We start from the raw sequence: 20,291 nt of genomic DNA, 5'->3' as shown, positions 1-20,291 counted from the left end.
CTACATCCTGATACCTTGAGGACCTGTTCCCGGGGCACTGCTGGTGATCCGCATCACCGGCCCATTGCACCCGGTGATTGGACACTGGCAGTACACCAACCAGGTGGGGCCAGAGTGCATGCCATGCGCCCAGAGCTCCCACCATCTTGAGAGGAGCTGCCCATGTCTGTTCATTTTCGCGCGCGGCGCGTTGTCCCCGATTCTTCCCACTTGAATGCCCGCGCTGTCTGGCGCTTTGCGCCGCTGGGACTGGCTGCTGTCCTGTTGTGCGCCTGCGGCGGTGGTGGTGGGACCGACAGCCCGGCTGCGCCCGACCCCTCCACTCCAATGCCACCGGGCCCATCCGTACCGCCGCCAGCGCCGGCGCACTACACGGTGGGCGGCACCGTCACCGGCTTGGCCGCTGGCCAGATGCTGGTGTTGCAGAACCAGGGCGCGGACGATTTCACGGTGGGGGCCAACGGCAGCTTCGTGATGGCCGCCAGTTGGCCTGCGGGCAGCAGTTATGCCGTCACCATCAAGACCCATCCCACCGGCCAGCAGTGCTCCGTCTCGCAGGGTGCAGGCACGCTGTCCTCCACTGTTGCCAGCGTACTGGTCGATTGCGTGAGTCTGCCTGCAGCAACCTACACGCTGGGCGGTATGGCAAGCGGGCTATCAGCAGGTCAGTCGGTGGTACTGACCAATGGCGGCAGTGAAGACCTGACCGTTTCAGCGGATGGAGGTTTCACCTTCACCAAGGCATTGGTCGATGGTGCGGTGTACGCGATCACCGTGAAGACTGCGCCCGCCGGTTCAGGCTGCGTGGTGCGCAACGGCTTCGGATCGGTGGCTGCCACCAGCGTGGACAGCGTCGCGGTGCGGTGTGCCCCCCTTGCCACCTTGTCCGAAGGCCCATGGGAGCAGGACCAATGCCTGCCCGTGACCGGCGCATCGGCCGGGCTGCGGGATCTGTGGCGCGTCTCACGCTCCGGCAATTCTGTTTCTGTAGGCGCTGGAATGGTGTCTTACCGCAGCCCCCAATGCGATGGCGCTGGCACCGCGTCCTCAGGCCCATTGAACGGCACGTTCTCATTCGAGCAGGAGCGAACCGAGGCCACTGCCGAGCTTGCGGCTTTCTGGGGCAACCGGCGCTACATCGCCACGAGCATGGGGCCGACCAAAGTGGTGTTGGTGCGCAAGGCCAACCACCTGTGTCTGCTGGAGGACACGGCCACGCCATCGGCCTTCCCCGATGCCGCCAGCCTGGGGCCTGCCGTCACTGCGGCCATTGCGGCCGGCAAGTGCTATACGCCGCGCTGAAGCGGTTCAACCGGCGCTGTCGCGTTTGCGCAGCACCACGGTGATCTGCCCGTTGGTTTCGATGGTGGCACGCTCCACCTCGTGCAGGTGCAGGCAGCCGCTGGCGCGCAGGGCGGCCTCCAGGTCGTCGGTGGAGAGCAGTTCCTTGTGCATCAGCTCGGTGTGCACCTTGCCCTGGTCCACCAGCACGCGCGGTTTGCCGTCGATCAGGCGCTCCAGCCAGGCGAAGCGGAAGGTCATGTTGGCCAGCACCACATGGCAGCCCATGAGCGTGCTGGCCGAGATCAGCCCGCCCACCAGGGAGTTGTCGCCCGCGTTCATCGAGTTCTGCACGGCGTTGGACAGGATCAGCAGCAGCACCAGGTCGAACGGCGCGTACTGCCCCGTCTGGCGCTTGCCCGTGAGCCGCAGGAAGACCAGCAGGAACACATAGACCAGGACGCCGCGCAGCACAAACTCCCACCAGGGCACGCTCATTTCCCACATGGTTCGACTCCTCGGGTGGTGATATTCATGCGTGCCAGTCTACGGCGTGCGAGTGTCGGCGAAAATCGGACACCATCGCGCTTCCACGCAGGCCGGCAGGCCTGGGTGGATGACCTGATTTTTAATCGTGTTTGATCAGAGAGGCCACGCATGCTGCGTCGCGAATTCCACCAAGCCAGCCTGGGCGCCCTGGGCACCTTGCTGCTGGCCTACGCCAGCAACGTGCAGGCCCTGTCGCTGGGCGATCTGTCGGCCGCCGATGCCTCGGGCGGCCTGAAGGCGGCCCTGTCGCAGGGCGTGCAGGCCGCCATCGCCTCCCTGGGCCGGCCCGATGGCTTCCTGGGCAACCCGCGCGTGCGCATCGGGCTGCCGGGCACCCTGGACGATGCCGCCAAGGTCATGAAGTCGCTGGGCCAGGGGCGGCGCATCGACGAGCTGGTCACCTCCATCAACCGCGCTGCCGAGGCTGCCGTGCCACTGGGCCAGGACCTGCTGGTTCAGGCCGTCAAGAATATCAGCGTGACCGACGCGAGGAACATCCTGACCGGTGGCGAAACCTCGGTGACGGCCTTTTTTGCCGAGAAGACGCGCACTGCGCTGGGCGAGCGCTTCCTGCCCGTGGTGAACCAGGCCACCGAGAAGGTCGGCCTCACGCAGAAGTACAACGCCTTCGCCGGCAAGGCCGCCAGCTTCGGCCTGCTCAAGGCCGAGGATGCCAACCTGGCCCAATACGTCACCGGGCGCACGCTCGATGGCCTGTACCTCATGATCGGTGAGGAGGAGCGCCGGATTCGCCAGAACCCTGCGGCCTCCGGCAGTGCCTTGGTCAAGAAGGTATTTGGCGCAATGAAATGAAGCACCCCTTGAGTCGCTTCGCGCCTCGGTGCATCCGCCAGAGGCGGCCGCTCTTCGGGCACGTCCAAGCCTGCGCAGGCAGGCTTGGAGCCGCGGCCCTCAGCCCCTCTCTCATATTGCTTCGCAATCTGGGAGGGGGACGCCCTCGGTGCGGCGGGGCGGCCCTTGCACGGGGGCGCTGGCCTTGGCCGCGCCAGTTTCATGCGCTGCGGGTGATTCCCAGCATTGTGGATAACTGATATGGCAGTCTAAAACCCATGGCATCCCCTGAACCCACCAACGCCTGCCCCTGCGTCCAGACCAACGCGCGCCAGCAAGCCCTGGCCTATGCCGCATGCTGCGGCCGCTATGTCGACCATTTCGAAACCGCGCCTGCGCCCGATGCGCCCAGCCTCATGCGCTCGCGCTACAGCGCCTTCGTGCTCGAACGGGCAGACTACCTGCAGGCCACCTGGCACCCGCGCACCCGGCCTGCCCAACTGGACTTCGATCCCGGCGCCCGCTGGCTGGGCCTCACGGTGCGCAGCCAGCGCAGCACGGGCGAGGACACGGCCGAGGTCGAGTTCGTCGCACGCTACCGCGTGGGCGGCCGCGCCGTGCGCCTGCACGAGACCAGCCGCTTCGTGCGCGAGGACGGGCGCTGGTTCTATGTCGATGGCGACCAGCAATGACCCACTCCTTTCTTTTTTGTGAGCCTTGATCCATGACCTTCGAAGCCATCCTGTTCGACTGCGACGGCGTGCTCGTCGACAGCGAGCACATCACCAACGGCGTGCTGCGCACCATGCTCAACGAAGCGGGCTGGGCCATCACGCACGAAGAGTGCATGGACTATTTCATCGGCCGCACGGTGCGCAGCGCCACCGCCCGCATCGAGGCCGAGACCGGCCGGCCGCTGACCGACGAGTGGATGGCATCCTTCTATGCCCGCCGCAATGCCGAGCTGGACCAGCACCTGGTTGCCATCGAGCACATCCACCCCACCATCGAGCGTGTGCACGCCCACCACGGCGGGCGCATCGCCTGCGCCTCGGGGGCCGACCGCTTCAAGGTGGAGATGCAGCTGGTCAAGGTCGGGCTCATGCCGTATTTCGAGGGGCGCATCTTCAGCGGCCACGAGGTTCCCCACACCAAGCCTGCGCCCGATGTCTACCTGGCAGCGGCCGCAGCACTGCAGGCCGACCCCGCGCGCTGCGCCGTGGTGGAGGACACCACGATCGGCGTGACGGCCGGCGTGGCTGCCGGCGCTACGGTGTTCGCCTATTCTCCACTGGGAATGGGCGACGAGGCACTGCGCGCGGCCGGGGCGTCACAGGTGTTTCGCAGCATGGCCGAGCTGCCCGCCTTGCTGGGCTGCTGAGCCAGGCAAGCCAAGGCTCCACCTTCTCTTAAACTCCCCCGCAGAGCGCGCGTTATTGCCGCGCCGGGAAGGGGGAAGCCTGTGACAACACTGCAATCGATGGTGCGTTGGGTGGGGGCCGCACTGGTGGTCGTGCTGGCCGGGTGCTCGTCCGTGAGGCCCTGGGTCAACGAACCCATGCCGCGGGAGGAGCAGGCGGTCATGCAGCGGCCGTCCCAGCGTGATCCCAGCATCCTGGTCGCCGTCACTCTCTCGGGCGGCGGTGCGCGCGCGGCGGCCTTCGGTTTCGGCGTGCTCACCGAGATGCAGAACACGGTGTTCGAGTGGAACGGCCGGCGCACCACGCTGCTCGATGCGACCGATGTGGTCAGCGGCGTTTCGGGCGGCAGCATCGTGGCCGCCTACTATGCGGCGCACGGCATCGAGGGGCTGCCGCGCTTCGAGCACGAGTTCCTGCGCCAGAACTTCCAGAACAGCCTGATCACCCAGGCCCTGCGCCCTGGCAACCTGGTGGACCTGACTTCGCCCTGGCTGGGCCGCACCCACCTGCTGGCGCGGCGGCTCGACGAGCTCTATGCCGGCAAGACCTTCGGCGACGTGGAAAGGCGCCCGCGCCACCCGCAGCTGTTCATCACCGCCACCGACATGTCGCTGGGCACGGGTTTCGAGTTCACCTGGGACCAGTTCGCGCTGATCTGCTCGGACCTGCGCACCGTGCCGCTGTCCTTCGCGGTGGCCGCCTCGTCGGCCGTGCCGCTGCTGCTCAGCCCGATGACGCTCAAGAACCATGCGGACCAGTGCGCCAACCGCCCAGCCGGCAGCCACCTGGCGCGCGCCAATGCTGGCGACTACCGCTCGCGGCTGTATCGGGTCAACGAGCAGAGCTACCTCGATGCCAGGCGCAAGCCCTACATCCATCTGGTCGATGGTGGGTTGTCTGACAATCTGGGCGTGCAGCGCCTGCTCGACCGCGCGCTGGCTGGCGGCGGCCTGCGCGAGAGCTTCAGCGAGGTGGGTATTCCGCCGGGCAGCATCCGCAAGCTGGTGCTGATCACGGTAAACGCCGAGCGCGACCCCTCGTTCAACATCGACACCAGCGACAAGGTGCCCGACATGCTGCAGGTGGTGGATTCCCTTCTGTTCGGCACCGGCGCGCGCGCCACACGCGAGACGCAGGAATACCTGCGCGACATCACCGAGCAGTGGCGCAAGACCCTGGCCGTGAGTCCGCACAGCGGCGGCGACGTGTTCGCGCCGAACGCCGAGATCCACGTGGTGTCGGTCAATTTGCGCGACTCGCCCGACGACGTGGCGCGCCCGCGCCTGCTGCAGATCCCCACGGCGTTCTCCATCGAGCAGCACGAGGTAACGGACCTGATCGAGGCCGGGGGCAGTGTGCTCCGGCACTCGCCCGAGTTCCGGGCGCTGGTGAAATCGCTGCCGGTGTACCAAGCATCCCAAGGGGCGCCGCAGTAGCCTGACTCAGGGTCTTGTGTCCGGAGCGGGTGTGGTGGGCACGTCCTGCTCCTCGGCCGCCTCGATCTGCGCGGCCATGGCGCGCTGGTAGCCGGGGCGCTGCTGCAGGCGGTGCCAGTACATCAGCGTGCGCTCGCCGAACTCGGGCGACAGGCCCAGGTGCTCGGCCAGCAGCAGCGCATAGCCCACCGATACATCGGCGGCGGTGAAGCGGCCGGCGCACAGGTACTCGCCATGGGCGAGGGCGGTTTCCACCGCGCGCAGGCGGGCCAGGAACCAGCGGCGGTAGTCCTCGACCACCTGGGGCTGCTGGCGTGCCTTTTGCTCGAAGCGACTGTAGCGCAGCACCAGGGTCTGCGGAAAGGTCAGCGTCGCCTCGCCCATGTGCAGCCAGTTGAGGTAGGCACCGTAGGCCGGGTCCACGGCACGCACGTCCAGCCCGGCATCGGGGTGGGCTGCAGCCAGGTACTGGCAGATGGCGGCCGATTCGGTCATGCGCACGGCGTCCTGCACGAACAGGGGCACGGTGCCCAGGGGGTTGAGCTCCAGGAAGCTGCGCGCCTTCAGCCGTGGAGGAAAGGGCAGCATGTGCAGCGAGTACGGCAGCTGCAGCTCCTCGAGCATCCACAGGGGACGGAACGAGCGTGCGCTGACGCAGTGGTACAGGTGGATCATCGGCATTGGGGTTCAGTGTAGTGCGCGGCCATGGCCGCAGGGTTCCCCACGCTGCCAGTGCGGTTGCAGATCACGCCGCCGTCCGGGCCAGGCGGCGGTACTCGGCCGGCGAATGCCCGGTCCATCCCTTGAAGGCGCGGATGAAGCTTTTCTCGTTGACGAAGCCTGCCGCCTCGGCCACTTGCTTGATAGGCCGGTCGCTGCGGTGCAGCAACTCCATGGCGCGGCCCTGCCGCACCTCGTCCTTCAGGCCCTGCAGGGTGGCGCCTTCCTCCTTGAGCTGGCGGTGCAGCGTGCGCGGTGATACGTGCAGCAAATGCGCCAGCGACTCGGCGCTGTGCGAGGCCAGTGCCTGGCCTGGGTGGCCCTGCACGGGGGCTCCCAGCAACTGGCGCACGCGGGCTACCAGTAGCCGGTCGCGCCGGTACTGCAGCACCGTGAGCGGCAGCGCATGCTGCAGCATCTGGCGCAGCGCGGCCTCGTCGCGCCGCAGGGGCAGGCTGAGGTAGCGGGCGTCGAAGTGGATGGCGGTCTGCGGGGCGCTGAAGCGCACCGATCCCCCGGGGAACAGCACGCCATACGCCTCGGCATGCGGCGGCGCGGCAAAGGCGAACTCGGCCGCTAGCAGCGGCACGCGCGAGTCCACCATCCAGCAGCCCAGGCCCAGTGCGTTGCGCAGCACCGAGACCAGGCAGAACTCGCGCAGGGAGCCCAGGTCGCGGTTCTCCTCGATGGAGAGTGTGGATGTGGTGTCGGCTTGCGTGAGGCGCAGGGTGATGTCGTCCGCCAGCAGACCATGGTGGCGGCACCAGCGCTTGAGCGCCACGCCCAGGTCGGGCGAGCTGATGGAGGCGCGTGCCAGCATGCCGTAGCTGCCCCAGGGCAGGCGCCGGCCGAACCAGCCCAGGGCCTCGTCGTCGAGCTCGCGCATGGCTGCGCCCGAGATCTCCTCCATCTGCCAGGCGGTGATGCGGGCGCCTTCGTCGAACAGCAGGCCGGGCGCAATCTGTGCCTGGGCCAGCGCCCAGGCGGGGCTCATGCCGCGGCGCCTGTAAGCGAGTGCAATCGCCTGCACAAAGGCAATCGGGGTGGCCGCAGGGGCGGCCTTGGGGGCGGGAAGCCCGCTGGAGGCGACGGGGGCAGGGGATTTCACGGGGTACAGTGTGCATGAGTCGTGGCACGATTTGCAACCTTTGTGTCCACCACGGGCCGCGTTGGGCTTCTATGCTTGGGGTGACATTGCCCATGCCGCGCGGGCAAGCGATACGCAAGGAGACAAGACAATGGGTGCAGCCATGCCTTCCGCCACCACCCCACTGGTCACCAGCCTGGCCCGTGGCGCCACCGACGTGCCGCTGATCGAGCAGACGCTGGGCGATTTCTTCGATGCCATGGTGGCCCGCCAGCCCGAGCGCGAGGCGCTGGTCAGCGTGCACCAGCAGCTGCGCTACACCTACCGCAGCCTCCAGGCCGAGGCCCGCCGCTTGGCCAGTGCCCTGCTGGGCTTGGGCCTGGTGCCCGGCGACCGCGTGGGCATCTGGTCGCACAACAATGCCGAGTGGGTGCTGATGCAGTTGGCCACGGCGCAGGTGGGCCTGGTGCTGGTGAACATCAACCCCGCTTACCGCACCTCCGAGGTGGAGTACGCGCTCAACAAGGTCGGCTGCCGGCTGCTGGTGAGCATGGCGCGCTTCAAGACCAGCGACTACCTGGGCATGCTGCGCGAACTGGCGCCCGAGTGGCAGCGCCAGGAGCCGGGCCGCCTGGGCGCGGTGAAGCTGCCGCACCTGAACACCGTGGTGTGGATCGACGAGGCCGGGCAGGGCGTCGATAAACCGGGGTTGCTGCGCTTTTCGGACCTGCTGGCGCGCGGCGATGTGGCCGATGTGCGCGTGGCCGAGGTGGCCTCCGGCCTCAAGGCCACCGACCCCATCAACATCCAGTTCACCAGCGGCACCACGGGTTTCCCCAAGGGTGCCACGCTCACGCACCGCAACATCCTGAACAACGGCTTCTTCATCGGCGAGTGCATGCGCCTCACCCCGGAAGACCGGCTGTGCATCCCCGTGCCGCTGTACCACTGCTTTGGCATGGTGCTGGGCAACCTGGCCTGCTTCACGCACGGCGCGACCATCGTCTACCCCAACGACGGGTTCGATCCGCTCACGGTGCTGCAGACGGTGCAGGACGAGCGTTGCACCGGCCTGCACGGCGTGCCCACGATGTTCATTGCCGAGCTGGACCACCCGCGCTTTGCCGAGTTCGACCTGTCCACTCTGCGCACCGGCATCATGGCCGGCTCACCCTGCCCGACCGAGGTGATGAAGCGCGTGGTCGAGCAGATGCACCTGTCCGAGATCACCATCGCCTACGGCATGACCGAGACCAGCCCCGTGAGCTGCCAGAGCAGCACCGAGACGCCACTGGAAAAGCGCGTCTCCACCGTGGGCCAGGTGCAGCCGCACCTGGAGGTGAAGATAGTGAATCCCGATACCGGCGAAGTCGTGCCCGTGGGCGAGCGCGGCGAGTTTTGCACGCGCGGCTATTCGGTGATGCACGGCTACTGGGGCGACGAGGCCAAGACCCGCGAGGCCATCGACGCCGGGGGCTGGATGCACACCGGCGACCTGGCCACCATGGATGCCGAGGGCTACGTGAACATCGTCGGCCGCATCAAGGACATGGTGATCCGCGGCGGCGAGAACATCTACCCGCGCGAGATTGAGGAGTTTCTCTACCGCCACCCGCAGGTGCAGGACGTGCAGGTGGTGGGCGTGCCCGACGCGAAGTACGGCGAGGAGCTGTGCGCCTGGATCGTGGTCAAGCCTGGCCAGGAACTGACCGAGGAGGCCGTGCGCTCCTTCTGCAAGGGCCAGATCGCGCACTACAAGGTGCCGCGCTACATCCGCTTCGTCACGGGCTTTCCGATGACGGTGACGGGCAAGATCCAGAAGTTCAAGATCCGCGACGAAATGAAGGACCAGCTGCGGCTGGCCGAAGAAAAGACTGCTTGAAAGATTCGCTGCATGACCATCCTCGATACCCAACTGAACGCCCGCTCGGCCGACTTCCTGGCCAACGCGGCCGCCATGCGCACCCTGGTCGATGACCTGCGCGGCCACCTGGACAAGGTGGCCCAGGGCGGCGGCGAGGCCGCGCGCGCCAAGCACACGGCGCGCGGCAAGCTGCTGCCGCGCGAGCGCGTGCAGATGCTGCTGGACCCGGGCACACCCTTCCTGGAGCTGGCGCCCCTGGCCGCGCTCAACATGTACAACAACGATGCACCGAGCGCGGGCCTGATCGCCGGCATCGGCCGCGTGAGCGGCGTGGACTGCATGGTCGTGTGCAACGACGCCACGGTGAAGGGCGGTACCTACTACCCGCTCACCGTCAAGAAGCACCTGCGCGCGCAGGAAGTGGCGCAGCAGAACCACCTGACCTGCATCTACCTGGTGGACTCGGGCGGCGCCAACCTGCCCAACCAGGACGAGGTCTTCCCGGACCGCGACCACTTCGGCCGCATCTTCTTCAACCAGGCCAACATGAGCGCCCAGGGCATCTCGCAGATCGCCGTGGTCATGGGCAGCTGCACGGCCGGCGGCGCCTATGTGCCGGCCATGAGCGATGAGTCCATCATCGTCAAGAACCAGGGCACCATCTTCCTGGGCGGCCCGCCGCTGGTGAAGGCCGCCACCGGCGAGGTCGTCACGGCCGAGGACCTGGGCGGCGGCGATGTGCACACGCGCCTGTCGGGCGTGGCCGACCACCTGGCGCAGAACGACCTGCATGCGCTGCAGCTGGCGCGCAATGCGGTGCGCAACCTCAACAAGGCCAAGGCCGCAGCGCCGGCGGACAGCGCGCCGCTGCCGCCGAAGTTCGCCGGTGAAGAACTCTACGGCGTGATCCCGGTGGACACGCGCAAGCCCTTTGACGTGCGCGAGATCATCGCCCGCATCGTCGATGGCAGCGAGTTCGACGAGTTCAAGGCGCGCTATGGCACCACGCTGGTCACGGGCTTCGCGCGCATCGAGGGCATGGCCGTGGGCATCATCGCCAACAACGGCATTTTGTTCAGCGAGTCGGCCCTCAAGGGCGCGCATTTCATCGAGCTGTGCTGCCAGCGCAAGATCCCGCTGGTGTTCCTGCAGAACATCACCGGCTTCATGGTCGGGCGCAAGTACGAGAACGAAGGCATCGCGCGCAACGGCGCGAAGATGGTCACGGCCGTGGCCACGGCCGCCGTGCCCAAGTTCACCATCATCATCGGCGGCAGCTTCGGCGCCGGCAACTACGGCATGTGCGGCCGCGCGTACAGCCCGCGCTTTCTTTGGATGTGGCCCAACGCGCGCATCAGCGTCATGGGCGGCGATCAGGCCGCCGGCGTGCTCGCCACCGTCAAGCGCGATGGCATCGAGGGCAAGGGCGGCCAGTGGAGCGCCGAAGAGGAAGAGGCCTTCAAGGCTCCCATCCGCCGCCAGTACGAGGACCAGGGCCACCCCTACTACGCCACTGCGCGCCTGTGGGACGACGGCGTGATCGACCCGGCCGACACGCGCCGCGTGCTGGCGCTGGGCCTGGCCGCGACACGCAACGCGCCCATCGAAGACACCAAGTTCGGTTTGTTCCGCATGTAAGGACTGATTGCCATGGGAACGAACAACCTCGCCATCACCTATGCAGGCGCCGTGGCGCGCATCACGCTCACGCAGCCCGAGATCCGCAACGCCTTCAGCGACGAAGTCATCGCCGAGATCACCGCCGCTTTCACCGAGGTGGGCGCACGCGCCGACGTGCGCGCCGTGGTGCTGGCGGCCGAGGGCCCGGCCTTCTGCGCGGGCGCCAACCTCAACTGGATGCGCCGCATGGCCGACTACACGCGCGACGAGAACGTCGCCGACGCAGGCAAGCTCGCCGAGATGCTGCGCGTGATCTACGAATGCCCCAAGCCCACCATCGCGCGTGTGCAGGGCGATGTGTACGCCGGCGGCGTGGGCCTGGTGGCCGCCTGCGACATGGCGGTGGCGGTGGACACGGCGGGCTTCTGCCTGAGCGAGGTGAAGCTGGGCCTGATCCCTGCGACCATCAGCCCTTACGTGATCCGCGCCATGGGTGCGCGCGCGGCGCACCGCTACTTTCTCACGGCCGAGCGCTTCAGCGCAGCCGAGGCGCTGCGCATCGGCTTCGTGCACGAGGTGGTGGCGGCCGACCCGGGCATGGAGGCGCTGGACGCCAAGGTCAACGAACTGCTCAAGGCGCTCACCAGCGCCAGCCCCGCAGCCGTGCGTGCCTGCAAGAAGCTGGTGATCGACGTGGCTGAGCGCGAAATCAACGCACAGCTGATCGACGCCACGGTACAGGGCATCGCCGACATCCGCGCCAGCGAGGAAGGCCGCGAGGGCGTGCAGTCCTTCCTGCAAAAGCGCAAGCCCGCCTGGCTGGCCGTTTGATCTTCTGACTGGAAATCCCCATGGACGCACTCTGGCTCAGCATCGTTCAGTGGCTGCACACCATCGGCCTGCACGTGGATGCGGGTACCGCACGCGACGTGGCCGGCGGGGTGGCCCGCGCCACCCAGCAGCTCGACATGCCCGGCCTGCTGGCCCTGGCGGCGGCTTTGGGCTGGGCCAGCGGCGTGCGCCTGTATGCCGTGGTCTTCATGGTCGGTGCCATGGGCTGGGCCGGCTGGCTGCCGCTGCCGCCGGGCCTGGCGGTGCTGCAGAGCCCGATGGTGTTGGCGGTCAGCGGTTGCATGCTGGTGGTGGAGTTTTTCGCCGACAAGGTGCCATGGTTCGACAGCCTGTGGGATGCCGTGCATGCCTTTATCCGGGTGCCCGCCGGGGCGCTGCTGGCGGCCGGCGTGTTCGGCGCTGACAGCGCCACCATGGGGCTGGTGGGCGGGCTGATGGGGGGCTCGCTGGCCGCCACCTCCCTGGCCACCAAGATGACGGCGCGCGCTGCGGCCAACACCTCGCCCGAACCGTTCTCCAACTGGGGCCTGTCCTTTCTTGAGGACGGGCTGGTGGTCGGCGTGGTCTGGCTCGCCACGCAGTACCCGGTGACCTTCGGTGTGGTGCTGGTGGTGATGCTGGTGGTCTCGGTGCTGCTGCTGGTGGTGCTCTTCAAGTTTCTGCGCGCCGTGCTGCGGCGCTTGTCTTCTCTTTTTTCGGCGCCCGCTAAGGCGGTTTGAAACCCTATGTTTAACAAGATTCTTATTGCCAACCGCGGCGAGATCGCCTGCCGAGTCGCTGCCACCGCCCGCCGCATGGGGGTGAAGACCGTGGCCGTGTACTCCGATGCAGACGCCGGTGCCAAGCATGTGGCCGTGTGCGACGAGGCCGTGCACATCGGCGGCAGTGCTCCCAAGGAAAGCTACCTGCAGTGGCAGCGCATCATCGCCGCCGCCAAGGCCACGGGTGCGCAGGCCGTGCATCCGGGCTACGGCTTCCTGAGCGAGAACGAGGAATTCGCCCAGGCCTGCGCCGACGCGGGCCTGGTGTTCATCGGCCCGCCTCCTTCGGCGATCCAGGCCATGGGGCTCAAGGCCGAGTCCAAGCAGCTCATGGAGAAGGCCGGTGTGCCGCTGGTGCCCGGCTACCACGGTGCCGACCAGGACCCGGCCCTGCTGCAGCGCGAGGCCGACCGCATCGGCTACCCGGTGCTCATCAAGGCCAGCGCCGGTGGCGGTGGCAAGGGCATGCGCGCGGTGGATTCGGCGGCCGAGTTCGCCGATGCCCTGGCCTCGTGCCAGCGCGAGGCCATCAACAGCTTCGGTGACGACGCGGTGCTGATCGAAAAGTACGTACAGCGCCCGCGCCACATCGAGATTCAGGTGTTTGGCGACACATTGGGCAACTGCGTCTACCTGTTCGAGCGCGACTGCTCGGTGCAGCGCCGGCACCAGAAGGTGCTGGAGGAAGCACCGGCCCCGGGCATGACCGAGGCCATGCGCCAACAGATGGGCAATGCCGCCGTAGCCGCCGCACGCGCCGTGAACTACGTGGGCGCCGGCACGGTGGAGTTCATCGTCGAGCAGCGGCCTGACGGCAGCATGAACTTCTTCTTCATGGAGATGAACACCCGCCTGCAGGTGGAGCACCCCGTGACCGAGGCCATCACCGGCCAGGACCTGGTGGAGTGGCAGCTGCGCGTGGCTGGGGGTGAGCCGCTGCCGCTGGCACAGGACCAGCTGCGCATCACCGGCCACGCCATCGAGGCGCGCATCTGCGCCGAGAACCCCGACAACAACTTCCTGCCCGCCACAGGTGCGCTGCATGTCTACGGCCTGCCGTCCCACGTGGCCTTCGAGCGTGGCACGGTGCGCGTGGACTCGGGTGTGCGCCAGGGCGATGCCATCAGCCCCTTCTACGACTCCATGGTGGCCAAGCTCATCGTGCACGGCGACACGCGCGAGCAGGCCCTGGCCCGCCTGGACGAGGCCCTGGCCCAGACCCACATCGTGGGCCTGGCCACCAATGTGCAGTTCCTGCGCCGCGTGGCGCGCACCGATTCGTTCGCCCAGGCGAAGCTCGACACGGCGCTGATCCCGCGCGAGCAGGCCGTGCTGTTCAAGCGGGAGGACGTGGGCCTGCCGCTGGCCGCCGCCAGCGCCGTGGCGCAGACCCTGCTGCACGAGCGCGCGGAGCAAGGCGCTGACCCGTTCAGCCGCCGCGATGGCTTCCATACGCATGGCGTGGTGCAGCGCCGCTTCGAGTTCGAGTTTGGTGGCGAGCATGCCAAGGCTTGGCTGACCTACGAGCGCGGCGGCAGCCTGCACCTGGCGGTGGGCGAGGGCGCTGCCCAGGTGGCCGGGCCGCTGGTGTTCGCCGCCGTGGGCGATGCCATCGACCTGCAGTTCGCCGGCCAGCGCACGCGTGCCGCCGTGTACGCCCAGGGCGAGGTGGACCATGTGTTCACGCCCGTGGGTGCCACGCAGATCGTGGCCATCGACCTGCTGGCCCATTCCGGTGAAGCGGCAGCCGAGGGCGGGCGCCTCACGGCCCCCATGCCCGGCAAGGTCGTGTCGTTCGCCGTCAAGGCCGGTGACAAGGTTGCCAAGGGCCAGGCCCTGGCCGTGATGGAGGCCATGAAGATGGAGCACACCATTGCAGCCCCGGTGGACGGCGTGGTGCAGGAGCTGCTCTATGCGCCCGGCGACCAGGTGGCCGAAGGCGCCGAGCTGCTCAAGCTGGTGGCAACTGCTGCCTGACTCCCTGCAGGCGCGGTACGCTTACGGCCCATGAACATCACTTTTTGCTGTACCGATACCAAGGCCGAGCCTTGGCTGCAAGGCCTGCAGGCGGCCCTGCCCGACGCCTCCATCTCCGTCTGGCAACCGGGTGCACCCCAGGCCGACTACGCCGTCGTCTGGGCGCCGCCCCAGCAGTTCATGGACGAGCAGCAGGCCCTGAAGGCGCTGTTCAACATCGGCGCGGGCGTGGATGCGCTGCTCAAGCTGCGCCTGCCGCCCGGCGTGCGCGTGGTGCGTCTCGACGATGCCGGCATGGCCGTGCAGATGGCTGAGTATGTGTGCCACGCCGTCATCCGCCACTTCCGCGAGTTCGACGCCTACGAGGCCGATATGCAGGCCGGCCGCTGGGGCTACCGCAAGCCGCGCCTGCGCAGCGAGTTCCCGGTCGGCGTGATGGGGCTCGGCGTGCTGGGCGAGCGCGTGGCGCGGGCGCTGGCGCAGTTCGACTTTCCGGTCAATGGCTGGAGCCGCTCGCACAAGGCCATCGAGGGCGTGCGCGGGTTCAGCGGTGCCGACGGGTTCAACGAATTTCTCGCTGCCAGCCGTGTGCTGGTGAACCTGCTGCCGCTCACGCCGGACACTGCAGACATCATGGACCGCGAGACCCTCTCGCGCCTGCAGCCTGGCGCTTACGTCGTCAACGTGGCGCGCGGGGCGCACCTGGTGGAAGAGGACCTGCTGGCCCTGATCGACAGCGGACATGTGGCCGGCGCCACGCTGGACGTGTTCCGCCACGAGCCCCTGCCCGTCGGCCATGCGTTCTGGAACCACCCGCGTATCGCGGCCACGCCGCACACCTCGGCGCGCACGCTGCGCGAGGAGAGCATTGCGCAGATTGCGGGCAAGATGGCGGCGCTGCAGCGCGGCGAGGCGGTGGCCGGGATCGTGGATCCGGGGCGCGGATACTGAGGTTCGCAGGGCACCGACGCACCGGGCAACCACGCCATGGCCACCTCCTTTCTCCGCCCGTTCCTGGGCCTGCTCGGCTGGTTCCTGTTGTTGCCGGGTGCGCTGTCTGCGCTGGGCGCTGCCTGGCTGCTGGCCGTGAGCCTGAATCTGGTGGGCGACATGCGCTCGGCCCAGGGCCGGGTGGTGGCCCTGGTGCCGGGCACCGTGGGCACGCAAGGGCGTCTGGGCCAAGGCAGCAAGAGCGTGGTGGAGTTCACGGCCCATGACGGCCGCACCCTGCACGTGACCGATCCGGTGCTGCGGAGGCTGCAGGCAGAGCACGCCATCGGCGAAGCCGTCACGGTGCGCTACCCCGCCAAGGACCCGCTGCAGGCCGAGATCAGCAGCTCCCGCTGGATCAAAAGCTTCATCGGCATCGCCATGCTGCTGGCGGGCCTCGTCGGCATGGCCCTCGGCTGCCTGCTGTTGCGGCTTCGGCCCAAGCCGGCCATGGCCGCTTCCACGGCCTGAACACCCACATCCCCATCGGAGAATTCCCCATGAGCATCCCCGCCAAAGTCAAACTCGTCGACGTGGGTCCGCGCGACGGCCTGCAGAACGAGAAATCCCCCGTACCGGCCGAAATCAAGATCGGCCTGGTGCACCGCCTGCAGGATGCGGGCCTCAAGAACATCGAGGTCACCAGCTATGTCTCGCCCAAGTGGGTGCCGCAGATGGCGGACAACCACGAGGTCATGGAAGGCATTGCGCGCCAGGCGGGCATCGTCTACTCGGTGCTCACGCCCAACCTCAAGGGCTATGAAGCCGCGGTGATTGACCGTCCCGACGAAATCGTGGTCTTCGGTTCGGCCAGCGAGGCCTTCAGCCAGAAGAACATCAACTGTTCCATTGCGGAGAGCATCGAGCGCTTTGCCCCCGTGGTCGAGGCCGCGCGGGCGGCCGGCATCCATGTGCGCGGTGCCATGAGCTGCACGGTGGGTTGCCCCTACGAAGGCGAGATAGCGCCCGAGCGCGTGGCCTACCTGGCCGGCCTCATGAAGGGCATCGGTGTGCAGCACGTGGGCGTGGCCGACACCATCGGCGTGGGCACACCACGCAAGGTGCAGCGGGCCATGGAGGCCACTCTGCAGCACTACGGCATCGACGACGTCTCTGGCCATTTTCACGACACCTACGGCCAGGCCCTGGCCAACACCCTGGCCACGCTGGAGATGGGTGTGTGGCAGTACGACACCTCGGTGGCAGGCCTGGGCGGCTGCCCCTATGCCAAGGGCGCCACGGGCAATGTGGCCACCGAAGACGTGGTCTACATGCTGCACGGCATGGGCATCGATACCGGCATCGACCTCGACAAGCTCATCGATGCGGGCGCCTACATCAGCAATTTTCTGAACCGCAAGCCCAACTCGCGCGCGGCCAATGCCCTGCTGACCAAGCGGGCGGGCTGACCACGGGGCCTGAAGGCCCGACAATGGGGGACCAGAGGGCGGCACCGTGCCGCCCCACCATGACCAGTGCGGGAACCTTGGATATGTGCGGAGCGGAACTGAAGAACTTGCCGGAAGGCGTGCAACGGGTGGCAGCGGCGCTGCAGGCGCAGGGCCATCCCCACATGCCGCAGATGCTCGACGACGCAGCGCGCACCGCCCAGCAGGCGGCCGATGCCCTGGGCATCCTCGTCGGCCAGGTGGCCAAGAGCATCATCTTTCGGCGCAAGAGCGACGACGCGGCGGTGCTCGTGGTGACCTCGGGCGACCGGCGCGTGGACGAAAAGAAGGTCGAAGCCCACGTGGGCAAGGTCGGCCGGGCCGATGCCGAGTTCGTGAAGGCACGCACCGGCTTTTCCATCGGCGGCGTATCGCCGCTGGCGCATGCCACGCCGCCCGTCACGCTGATCGACCGCGACCTGCTGCGCTTTGACGTGGTGTGGGCGGCGGCAGGGCATCCGCACAGCGTGTTCCCGCTGCACCCGAACGACCTCACGCGCCTGACCGGGGCGCCCGTGGTGGACGTGGTGCAGGAGCCCGCACCAACTGTGCCACCTGCAGCGGCATGACCCCGGTCGAGCTGCTGGCCAACCACGCCCGCCAGATCGGCGTGGCTGGGCACTTCGACGCCCGCAGCCAGGAGCCCATGCCCTCGCCCTGCATCTCGGTGTGCCGCATGTCGCCCGACCGCAGCCACTGCGAGGGCTGCTTTCGCACGCTGGACGAGATCCGCATCTGGGGTGGCGCCGATAGCGCCGTGCGCCGTACCATCTGGGCGCAATTGCTGCTGCGCGCGGGCATCGCTCCGTTTGACGCCAAGGGGATATCTCCATGAAACGCATCACGTTCTACCTGGACTTCATTTCGCCCTATGCCTGGCTGGCCTTCGAGCGCCTCCCCGAGGTGCTGGAGGGCCTGAGCTACAGCGTGGCCTACCAACCGGTGCTGCTCGGTGCCCTGCTGGCACAGCACGCAAATCCGGGCCCGGCCGGCATCGCGCCCAAGCGCGAATGGACCTACCGCCATGTGACCTGGCTCGGCCACGCCCACGGCATCGGCCTGCAGATGCCGGCGCGCCACCCCTTCAACCCGCTGCCGCTGCTGCGCCAGGCGCTGGCCTGCAGCGATGACGGCACCATCAACCGCTACGTGGCTGGCACCGTGCTGCGCCATGTCTGGCTGGGCGGGCAGGACGCGCTGGACCCGGCGCGCATGGCCGATCTGGCCACCGCATTGGCCGAGCAGCTGCGGCCCGGCCAGGACATTGCGAGCGAGGCCCCCAAGGCGCTGCTGCGTGCCAACACCGAGACCGCCCAGGCTGCCGGGGTGTTCGGCGTGCCCGCCTTCGCGGTCGATGGCAAGCTGTTCTGGGGGCTCGATGGCCTGCCCATGCTGCGTGCCTACCTCGATGGCGATGCCTGGTTTGAGGGGTCGGACTGGGATGGTGTTGCGGCGCTCCCTTCGGGTCTCGCGACCAAGGGCTGATGACGGTGGGCTGGCCGGCGCTTCCTGACAGCGTGCCTGTCAGCCTGTCGGGGTAAACACCGCCCTCCGTGCTCGCCTTCTCGCATGCTGAAAGCGGGCGCAAGGGTTTCACCTTAAGTTGTCAGAGCGCGGTCAGTTTGGTGAAAGGCCCTGTTGGTTTCGTGTCAGAGGGGGGTCAGTGCAATCTCCAAGAATGTGGGCAGCCGCACCAGAGGGCGGTCTGAATACATCACACAGGAGACAAACCATGGCAACCCATCCCGCACCGCGGCCGATGACCGCCGAAGAGAAGAAGGTCATCTTCGCTTCGTCGCTCGGCACCGTTTTCGAGTGGTACGACTTTTATCTGTACGGCTCGCTCGCAGCCATCATTGCCAAGCAGTTCTTCAGCGGTCTGGATGCGGGCGCAGCCTTCATCTTCGCGCTGCTGGCCTTCGCGGCGGGTTTCCTGGTGCGGCCTTTCGGCGCCATCGTGTTCGGCCGCCTGGGCGACATGATCGGGCGCAAGTACACCTTCCTGGTCACCATCCTGATCATGGGCCTGTCGACCTTCATCGTCGGCCTGCTGCCTAGCTACGCCACCATCGGCGTGGCCGCCCCCATCATCCTGATCGCGCTGCGCATGCTGCAGGGCCTGGCACTGGGCGGTGAGTACGGCGGTGCCGCCACCTACGTGGCCGAGCATGCCCCGCACGGCAAGCGCGGTGCCTACACCTCCTGGATCCAGACCACGGCCACGCTGGGCCTGTTCCTGAGCCTGCTGGTGATCCTGGGCGTGCGCCTGAGCCTGGGTGAGGCGGTGTTCTCCGACTGGGGCTGGCGCGTTCCGTTCCTGGTGTCCATCCTGCTCCTGGGCATCTCGGTGTGGATCCGCCTGTCGCTGTCGGAATCGCCGGCTTTCCAGAAGATGAAGGCCGAGGGCAAGACCTCCAAGGCCCCCCTGGCCGAGTCGTTCGGCCAGTGGAAGAACCTGAAGATCGTGATCCTGGCGCTGGTGGGCCTGACCGCCGGCCAGGCCGTGGTCTGGTACTCGGGCCAGTTCTATGCACTGTTCTTCCTGACGCAGCAACTGAAGGTGGACAACACCACGGCCAACCTGCTGATCGCCGCCGCCCTGCTGCTGGGCACGCCCTTCTTCGTGGTGTTCGGTACGCTGTCGGACAAGATCGGCCGCAAGCCCATCATCATGGCCGGCTGCCTGCTGGCCGTGGTCACCTACTTCCCTGTCTTCAAGGCGCTGACCGAAGCCGCCAACCCTGACCTGGCCAAGGCCCAGGCCACGGCCGGCGTGGTGGTGACGGCCGACCCTGCCTCGTGCTCCTTCCAGGGCAACCCGGTGGCCCGTGAGATCGACTTCCGCACTTCCTGCGACATCGCCAAGCGCTACCTGGTGCAGAACTCGGTGAGCTACGACAACGTGGCAGGCCCCGCAGGCTCCCCAGCCGTGGTCAAGATCGGTACCAAGACCGTCGAGGCGCCTACCGGCACCGTGGTGAACCTCAAGTTCGACGAAGCCTCTGCCAAGTCCATCGCGGCCTTCAAGAAGGAAGTGGCCGAAGACCTGAAGATCGCCGGGTACCCGACCAAGGCCGACCCTGCCAAGACCAACAAGGTTCTGACGGTGGTGCTGCTGTTCTGGCTGGTGCTGCTGGTGACCATGGTGTACGGCCCCATTGCCGCCATGCTGGTGGAAATGTTCCCGACCCGCATCCGCTACACCTCGATGAGCCTGCCGTATCACATCGGCAACGGCTGGTTCGGCGGCCTGCTGCCCACCACGGCCTTCGCCATCGTGGCACAGACCGGCAACATGTACAACGGCCTGTGGTACCCCATCATCATCGCGGGCATGACCCTGGTGATAGGCACGCTGTTCATCCGCGAGACCAAGGACGTGGACATCTACGCCAACGACTGACGATTACGGCAACTGCGACCAGTGCGCGCCTCCCCCGGGGCAGGCACTGTGTTCCAGAAAAGGGCCTCGCACGCACCATGCGGCGCTGCG

Annotated in this window: 20 protein-coding genes; 17 read left to right on the top strand and 3 right to left on the bottom strand. The window is 67.5% G+C overall.

Features of this window, described 5'->3' with window-relative positions:
• Positions 1-162 precede the first annotated feature (162 nt).
• A complete protein-coding gene (locus ASE28_RS26700) occupies positions 163-1,302 on the top strand; it encodes a hypothetical protein (RefSeq protein WP_235516225.1) in 1,140 nt (379 codons plus the stop codon).
• Positions 1,303-1,308: 6 nt separating this feature from the next.
• Here ASE28_RS26700 and ASE28_RS26695 read toward each other — a convergent pair whose 3' ends face one another.
• On the bottom strand, positions 1,309-1,788 hold the full coding sequence (locus ASE28_RS26695) for a DUF421 domain-containing protein (RefSeq protein ID WP_057269157.1): 480 nt from the start codon (positions 1,786-1,788) through the stop codon (positions 1,309-1,311).
• A 150-nt stretch (positions 1,789-1,938) separates the two neighbouring features.
• Between ASE28_RS26695 and ASE28_RS26690 the strand changes: the two genes are divergently transcribed.
• From ASE28_RS26690 to ASE28_RS26675, 4 genes are all read left to right on the top strand, one after another.
• Positions 1,939-2,643 carry a DUF4197 domain-containing protein gene (locus ASE28_RS26690; RefSeq protein ID WP_057269156.1) on the top strand — a complete coding sequence of 235 codons (705 nt, stop codon included), beginning with the start codon at positions 1,939-1,941 and terminating at the stop codon, positions 2,641-2,643.
• A 257-nt stretch (positions 2,644-2,900) separates the two neighbouring features.
• Complete coding sequence (locus tag ASE28_RS26685; protein ID WP_057269155.1) at positions 2,901-3,314, top strand: YchJ family protein; 414 nt, start codon at positions 2,901-2,903, stop codon at positions 3,312-3,314.
• A 32-nt stretch (positions 3,315-3,346) separates the two neighbouring features.
• Positions 3,347-4,003, top strand: coding sequence for an HAD family phosphatase (locus ASE28_RS26680; protein ID WP_057269154.1), 657 nt, complete (start codon positions 3,347-3,349; stop codon positions 4,001-4,003).
• An 81-nt stretch (positions 4,004-4,084) separates the two neighbouring features.
• Positions 4,085-5,479, top strand: a complete 1,395-nt coding sequence (locus tag ASE28_RS26675) for a patatin-like phospholipase family protein (RefSeq protein ID WP_200964001.1) — start codon at positions 4,085-4,087, stop codon at positions 5,477-5,479.
• 6 nt (positions 5,480-5,485) lie between these two features.
• On the opposite strand, the gene ASE28_RS26670 is transcribed toward ASE28_RS26675, so the two are convergent.
• Positions 5,486-6,154 (bottom strand): glutathione S-transferase family protein, encoded by a 669-nt coding sequence (locus ASE28_RS26670; RefSeq protein ID WP_057269153.1) that lies wholly within the window; start codon positions 6,152-6,154, stop codon positions 5,486-5,488.
• Positions 6,155-6,224: 70 nt separating this feature from the next.
• A complete protein-coding gene (locus ASE28_RS26665) occupies positions 6,225-7,307 on the bottom strand; it encodes an AraC family transcriptional regulator (RefSeq protein WP_057269152.1) in 1,083 nt (360 codons plus the stop codon).
• Positions 7,308-7,449: 142 nt separating this feature from the next.
• On the opposite strand from ASE28_RS26665, the gene ASE28_RS26660 reads away from it, so the two are divergent.
• The 12 genes from ASE28_RS26660 (at position 7,450) to ASE28_RS26605 (ending at position 20,201) form a co-directional block, all read left to right on the top strand.
• Positions 7,450-9,168, top strand: coding sequence for an AMP-binding protein (locus ASE28_RS26660; protein WP_057269202.1), 1,719 nt, complete (start codon positions 7,450-7,452; stop codon positions 9,166-9,168).
• Positions 9,169-9,180: 12 nt separating this feature from the next.
• Positions 9,181-10,788 (top strand): carboxyl transferase domain-containing protein, encoded by a 1,608-nt coding sequence (locus tag ASE28_RS26655; protein ID WP_057269151.1) that lies wholly within the window; start codon positions 9,181-9,183, stop codon positions 10,786-10,788.
• Positions 10,789-10,800: 12 nt separating this feature from the next.
• The gene (locus ASE28_RS26650) at positions 10,801-11,601 is read left to right on the top strand and encodes an enoyl-CoA hydratase/isomerase family protein (protein WP_057269150.1); all 801 of its coding nucleotides are present in this window, start codon (positions 10,801-10,803) and stop codon (positions 11,599-11,601) included.
• 20 nt (positions 11,602-11,621) lie between these two features.
• Positions 11,622-12,341, top strand: a complete 720-nt coding sequence (locus ASE28_RS26645; protein ID WP_057269149.1) for a DUF4126 domain-containing protein — start codon at positions 11,622-11,624, stop codon at positions 12,339-12,341.
• Between the two features lie 6 nt (positions 12,342-12,347).
• Complete coding sequence (locus ASE28_RS26640) at positions 12,348-14,360, top strand: acetyl/propionyl/methylcrotonyl-CoA carboxylase subunit alpha (RefSeq protein ID WP_057269148.1); 2,013 nt, start codon at positions 12,348-12,350, stop codon at positions 14,358-14,360.
• Between the two features lie 30 nt (positions 14,361-14,390).
• Positions 14,391-15,311 carry a glyoxylate/hydroxypyruvate reductase A gene (locus ASE28_RS26635; protein ID WP_057269147.1) on the top strand — a complete coding sequence of 307 codons (921 nt, stop codon included), beginning with the start codon at positions 14,391-14,393 and terminating at the stop codon, positions 15,309-15,311.
• Positions 15,312-15,347: 36 nt separating this feature from the next.
• Positions 15,348-15,821 carry a DUF3592 domain-containing protein gene (locus tag ASE28_RS26630; protein WP_057269146.1) on the top strand — a complete coding sequence of 158 codons (474 nt, stop codon included), beginning with the start codon at positions 15,348-15,350 and terminating at the stop codon, positions 15,819-15,821.
• A gap of 29 nt (positions 15,822-15,850) precedes the next feature.
• Positions 15,851-16,759: a hydroxymethylglutaryl-CoA lyase gene (locus ASE28_RS26625; RefSeq protein WP_057269145.1), complete on the top strand. Its 909-nt coding sequence runs from the start codon at positions 15,851-15,853 to the stop codon at positions 16,757-16,759.
• Between the two features lie 83 nt (positions 16,760-16,842).
• Positions 16,843-17,367: a YbaK/EbsC family protein gene (locus tag ASE28_RS26620; RefSeq protein ID WP_057201566.1), complete on the top strand. Its 525-nt coding sequence runs from the start codon at positions 16,843-16,845 to the stop codon at positions 17,365-17,367.
• Positions 17,364-17,633: a DUF1289 domain-containing protein gene (locus ASE28_RS26615; protein ID WP_057201567.1), complete on the top strand. Its 270-nt coding sequence runs from the start codon at positions 17,364-17,366 to the stop codon at positions 17,631-17,633. Before ASE28_RS26620 ends, ASE28_RS26615 begins: the two co-directional genes overlap by 4 nt.
• Positions 17,630-18,283 (top strand): 2-hydroxychromene-2-carboxylate isomerase, encoded by a 654-nt coding sequence (locus ASE28_RS26610; RefSeq protein WP_057201568.1) that lies wholly within the window; start codon positions 17,630-17,632, stop codon positions 18,281-18,283. Before ASE28_RS26615 ends, ASE28_RS26610 begins: the two co-directional genes overlap by 4 nt.
• Before the next feature lie 247 nt (positions 18,284-18,530).
• Positions 18,531-20,201 carry an MFS transporter gene (locus ASE28_RS26605; RefSeq protein ID WP_057269144.1) on the top strand — a complete coding sequence of 557 codons (1,671 nt, stop codon included), beginning with the start codon at positions 18,531-18,533 and terminating at the stop codon, positions 20,199-20,201.
• Positions 20,202-20,291 lie beyond the last annotated feature (90 nt).

The organism is Acidovorax sp. Root219, from assembly GCF_001428665.1.
Taxonomy (GTDB): domain Bacteria; phylum Pseudomonadota; class Gammaproteobacteria; order Burkholderiales; family Burkholderiaceae_C; genus Acidovorax.
The sequence above is the reverse complement of the archived record's forward strand: the minus strand, read 5'-3'. Positions and strand labels throughout refer to the sequence as shown.

Excerpts from the sequence above, each read along its gene's own strand:
- ASE28_RS26660 (WP_057269202.1), top strand. The coding sequence starts at position 7,450 with ATGCCTTCCGCCACCACCCCACTGGTCACCAGCCTGGCCCGTGGCGCC.
- ASE28_RS26645 (WP_057269149.1), top strand. The coding sequence starts at position 11,622 with ATGGACGCACTCTGGCTCAGCATCGTTCAGTGGCTGCACACCATCGGC.
- ASE28_RS26635 (WP_057269147.1), top strand. The coding sequence starts at position 14,391 with ATGAACATCACTTTTTGCTGTACCGATACCAAGGCCGAGCCTTGGCTG.
- ASE28_RS26650 (WP_057269150.1), top strand. The coding sequence starts at position 10,801 with ATGGGAACGAACAACCTCGCCATCACCTATGCAGGCGCCGTGGCGCGC.
- ASE28_RS26680 (WP_057269154.1), top strand. The coding sequence starts at position 3,347 with ATGACCTTCGAAGCCATCCTGTTCGACTGCGACGGCGTGCTCGTCGAC.
- ASE28_RS26615 (WP_057201567.1), top strand. The coding sequence starts at position 17,364 with ATGACCCCGGTCGAGCTGCTGGCCAACCACGCCCGCCAGATCGGCGTG.
- ASE28_RS26640 (WP_057269148.1), top strand. The coding sequence starts at position 12,348 with ATGTTTAACAAGATTCTTATTGCCAACCGCGGCGAGATCGCCTGCCGA.
- ASE28_RS26685 (WP_057269155.1), top strand. The coding sequence starts at position 2,901 with ATGGCATCCCCTGAACCCACCAACGCCTGCCCCTGCGTCCAGACCAAC.
- ASE28_RS26620 (WP_057201566.1), top strand. The coding sequence starts at position 16,843 with ATGTGCGGAGCGGAACTGAAGAACTTGCCGGAAGGCGTGCAACGGGTG.
- ASE28_RS26610 (WP_057201568.1), top strand. The coding sequence starts at position 17,630 with ATGAAACGCATCACGTTCTACCTGGACTTCATTTCGCCCTATGCCTGG.
- ASE28_RS26695 (WP_057269157.1), bottom strand. The coding sequence starts at position 1,788 with ATGTGGGAAATGAGCGTGCCCTGGTGGGAGTTTGTGCTGCGCGGCGTC.
- ASE28_RS26655 (WP_057269151.1), top strand. The coding sequence starts at position 9,181 with ATGACCATCCTCGATACCCAACTGAACGCCCGCTCGGCCGACTTCCTG.
- ASE28_RS26700 (WP_235516225.1), top strand. The coding sequence starts at position 163 with ATGTCTGTTCATTTTCGCGCGCGGCGCGTTGTCCCCGATTCTTCCCAC.
- ASE28_RS26670 (WP_057269153.1), bottom strand. The coding sequence starts at position 6,154 with ATGATCCACCTGTACCACTGCGTCAGCGCACGCTCGTTCCGTCCCCTG.
- ASE28_RS26630 (WP_057269146.1), top strand. The coding sequence starts at position 15,348 with ATGGCCACCTCCTTTCTCCGCCCGTTCCTGGGCCTGCTCGGCTGGTTC.
- ASE28_RS26690 (WP_057269156.1), top strand. The coding sequence starts at position 1,939 with ATGCTGCGTCGCGAATTCCACCAAGCCAGCCTGGGCGCCCTGGGCACC.
- ASE28_RS26625 (WP_057269145.1), top strand. The coding sequence starts at position 15,851 with ATGAGCATCCCCGCCAAAGTCAAACTCGTCGACGTGGGTCCGCGCGAC.
- ASE28_RS26605 (WP_057269144.1), top strand. The coding sequence starts at position 18,531 with ATGGCAACCCATCCCGCACCGCGGCCGATGACCGCCGAAGAGAAGAAG.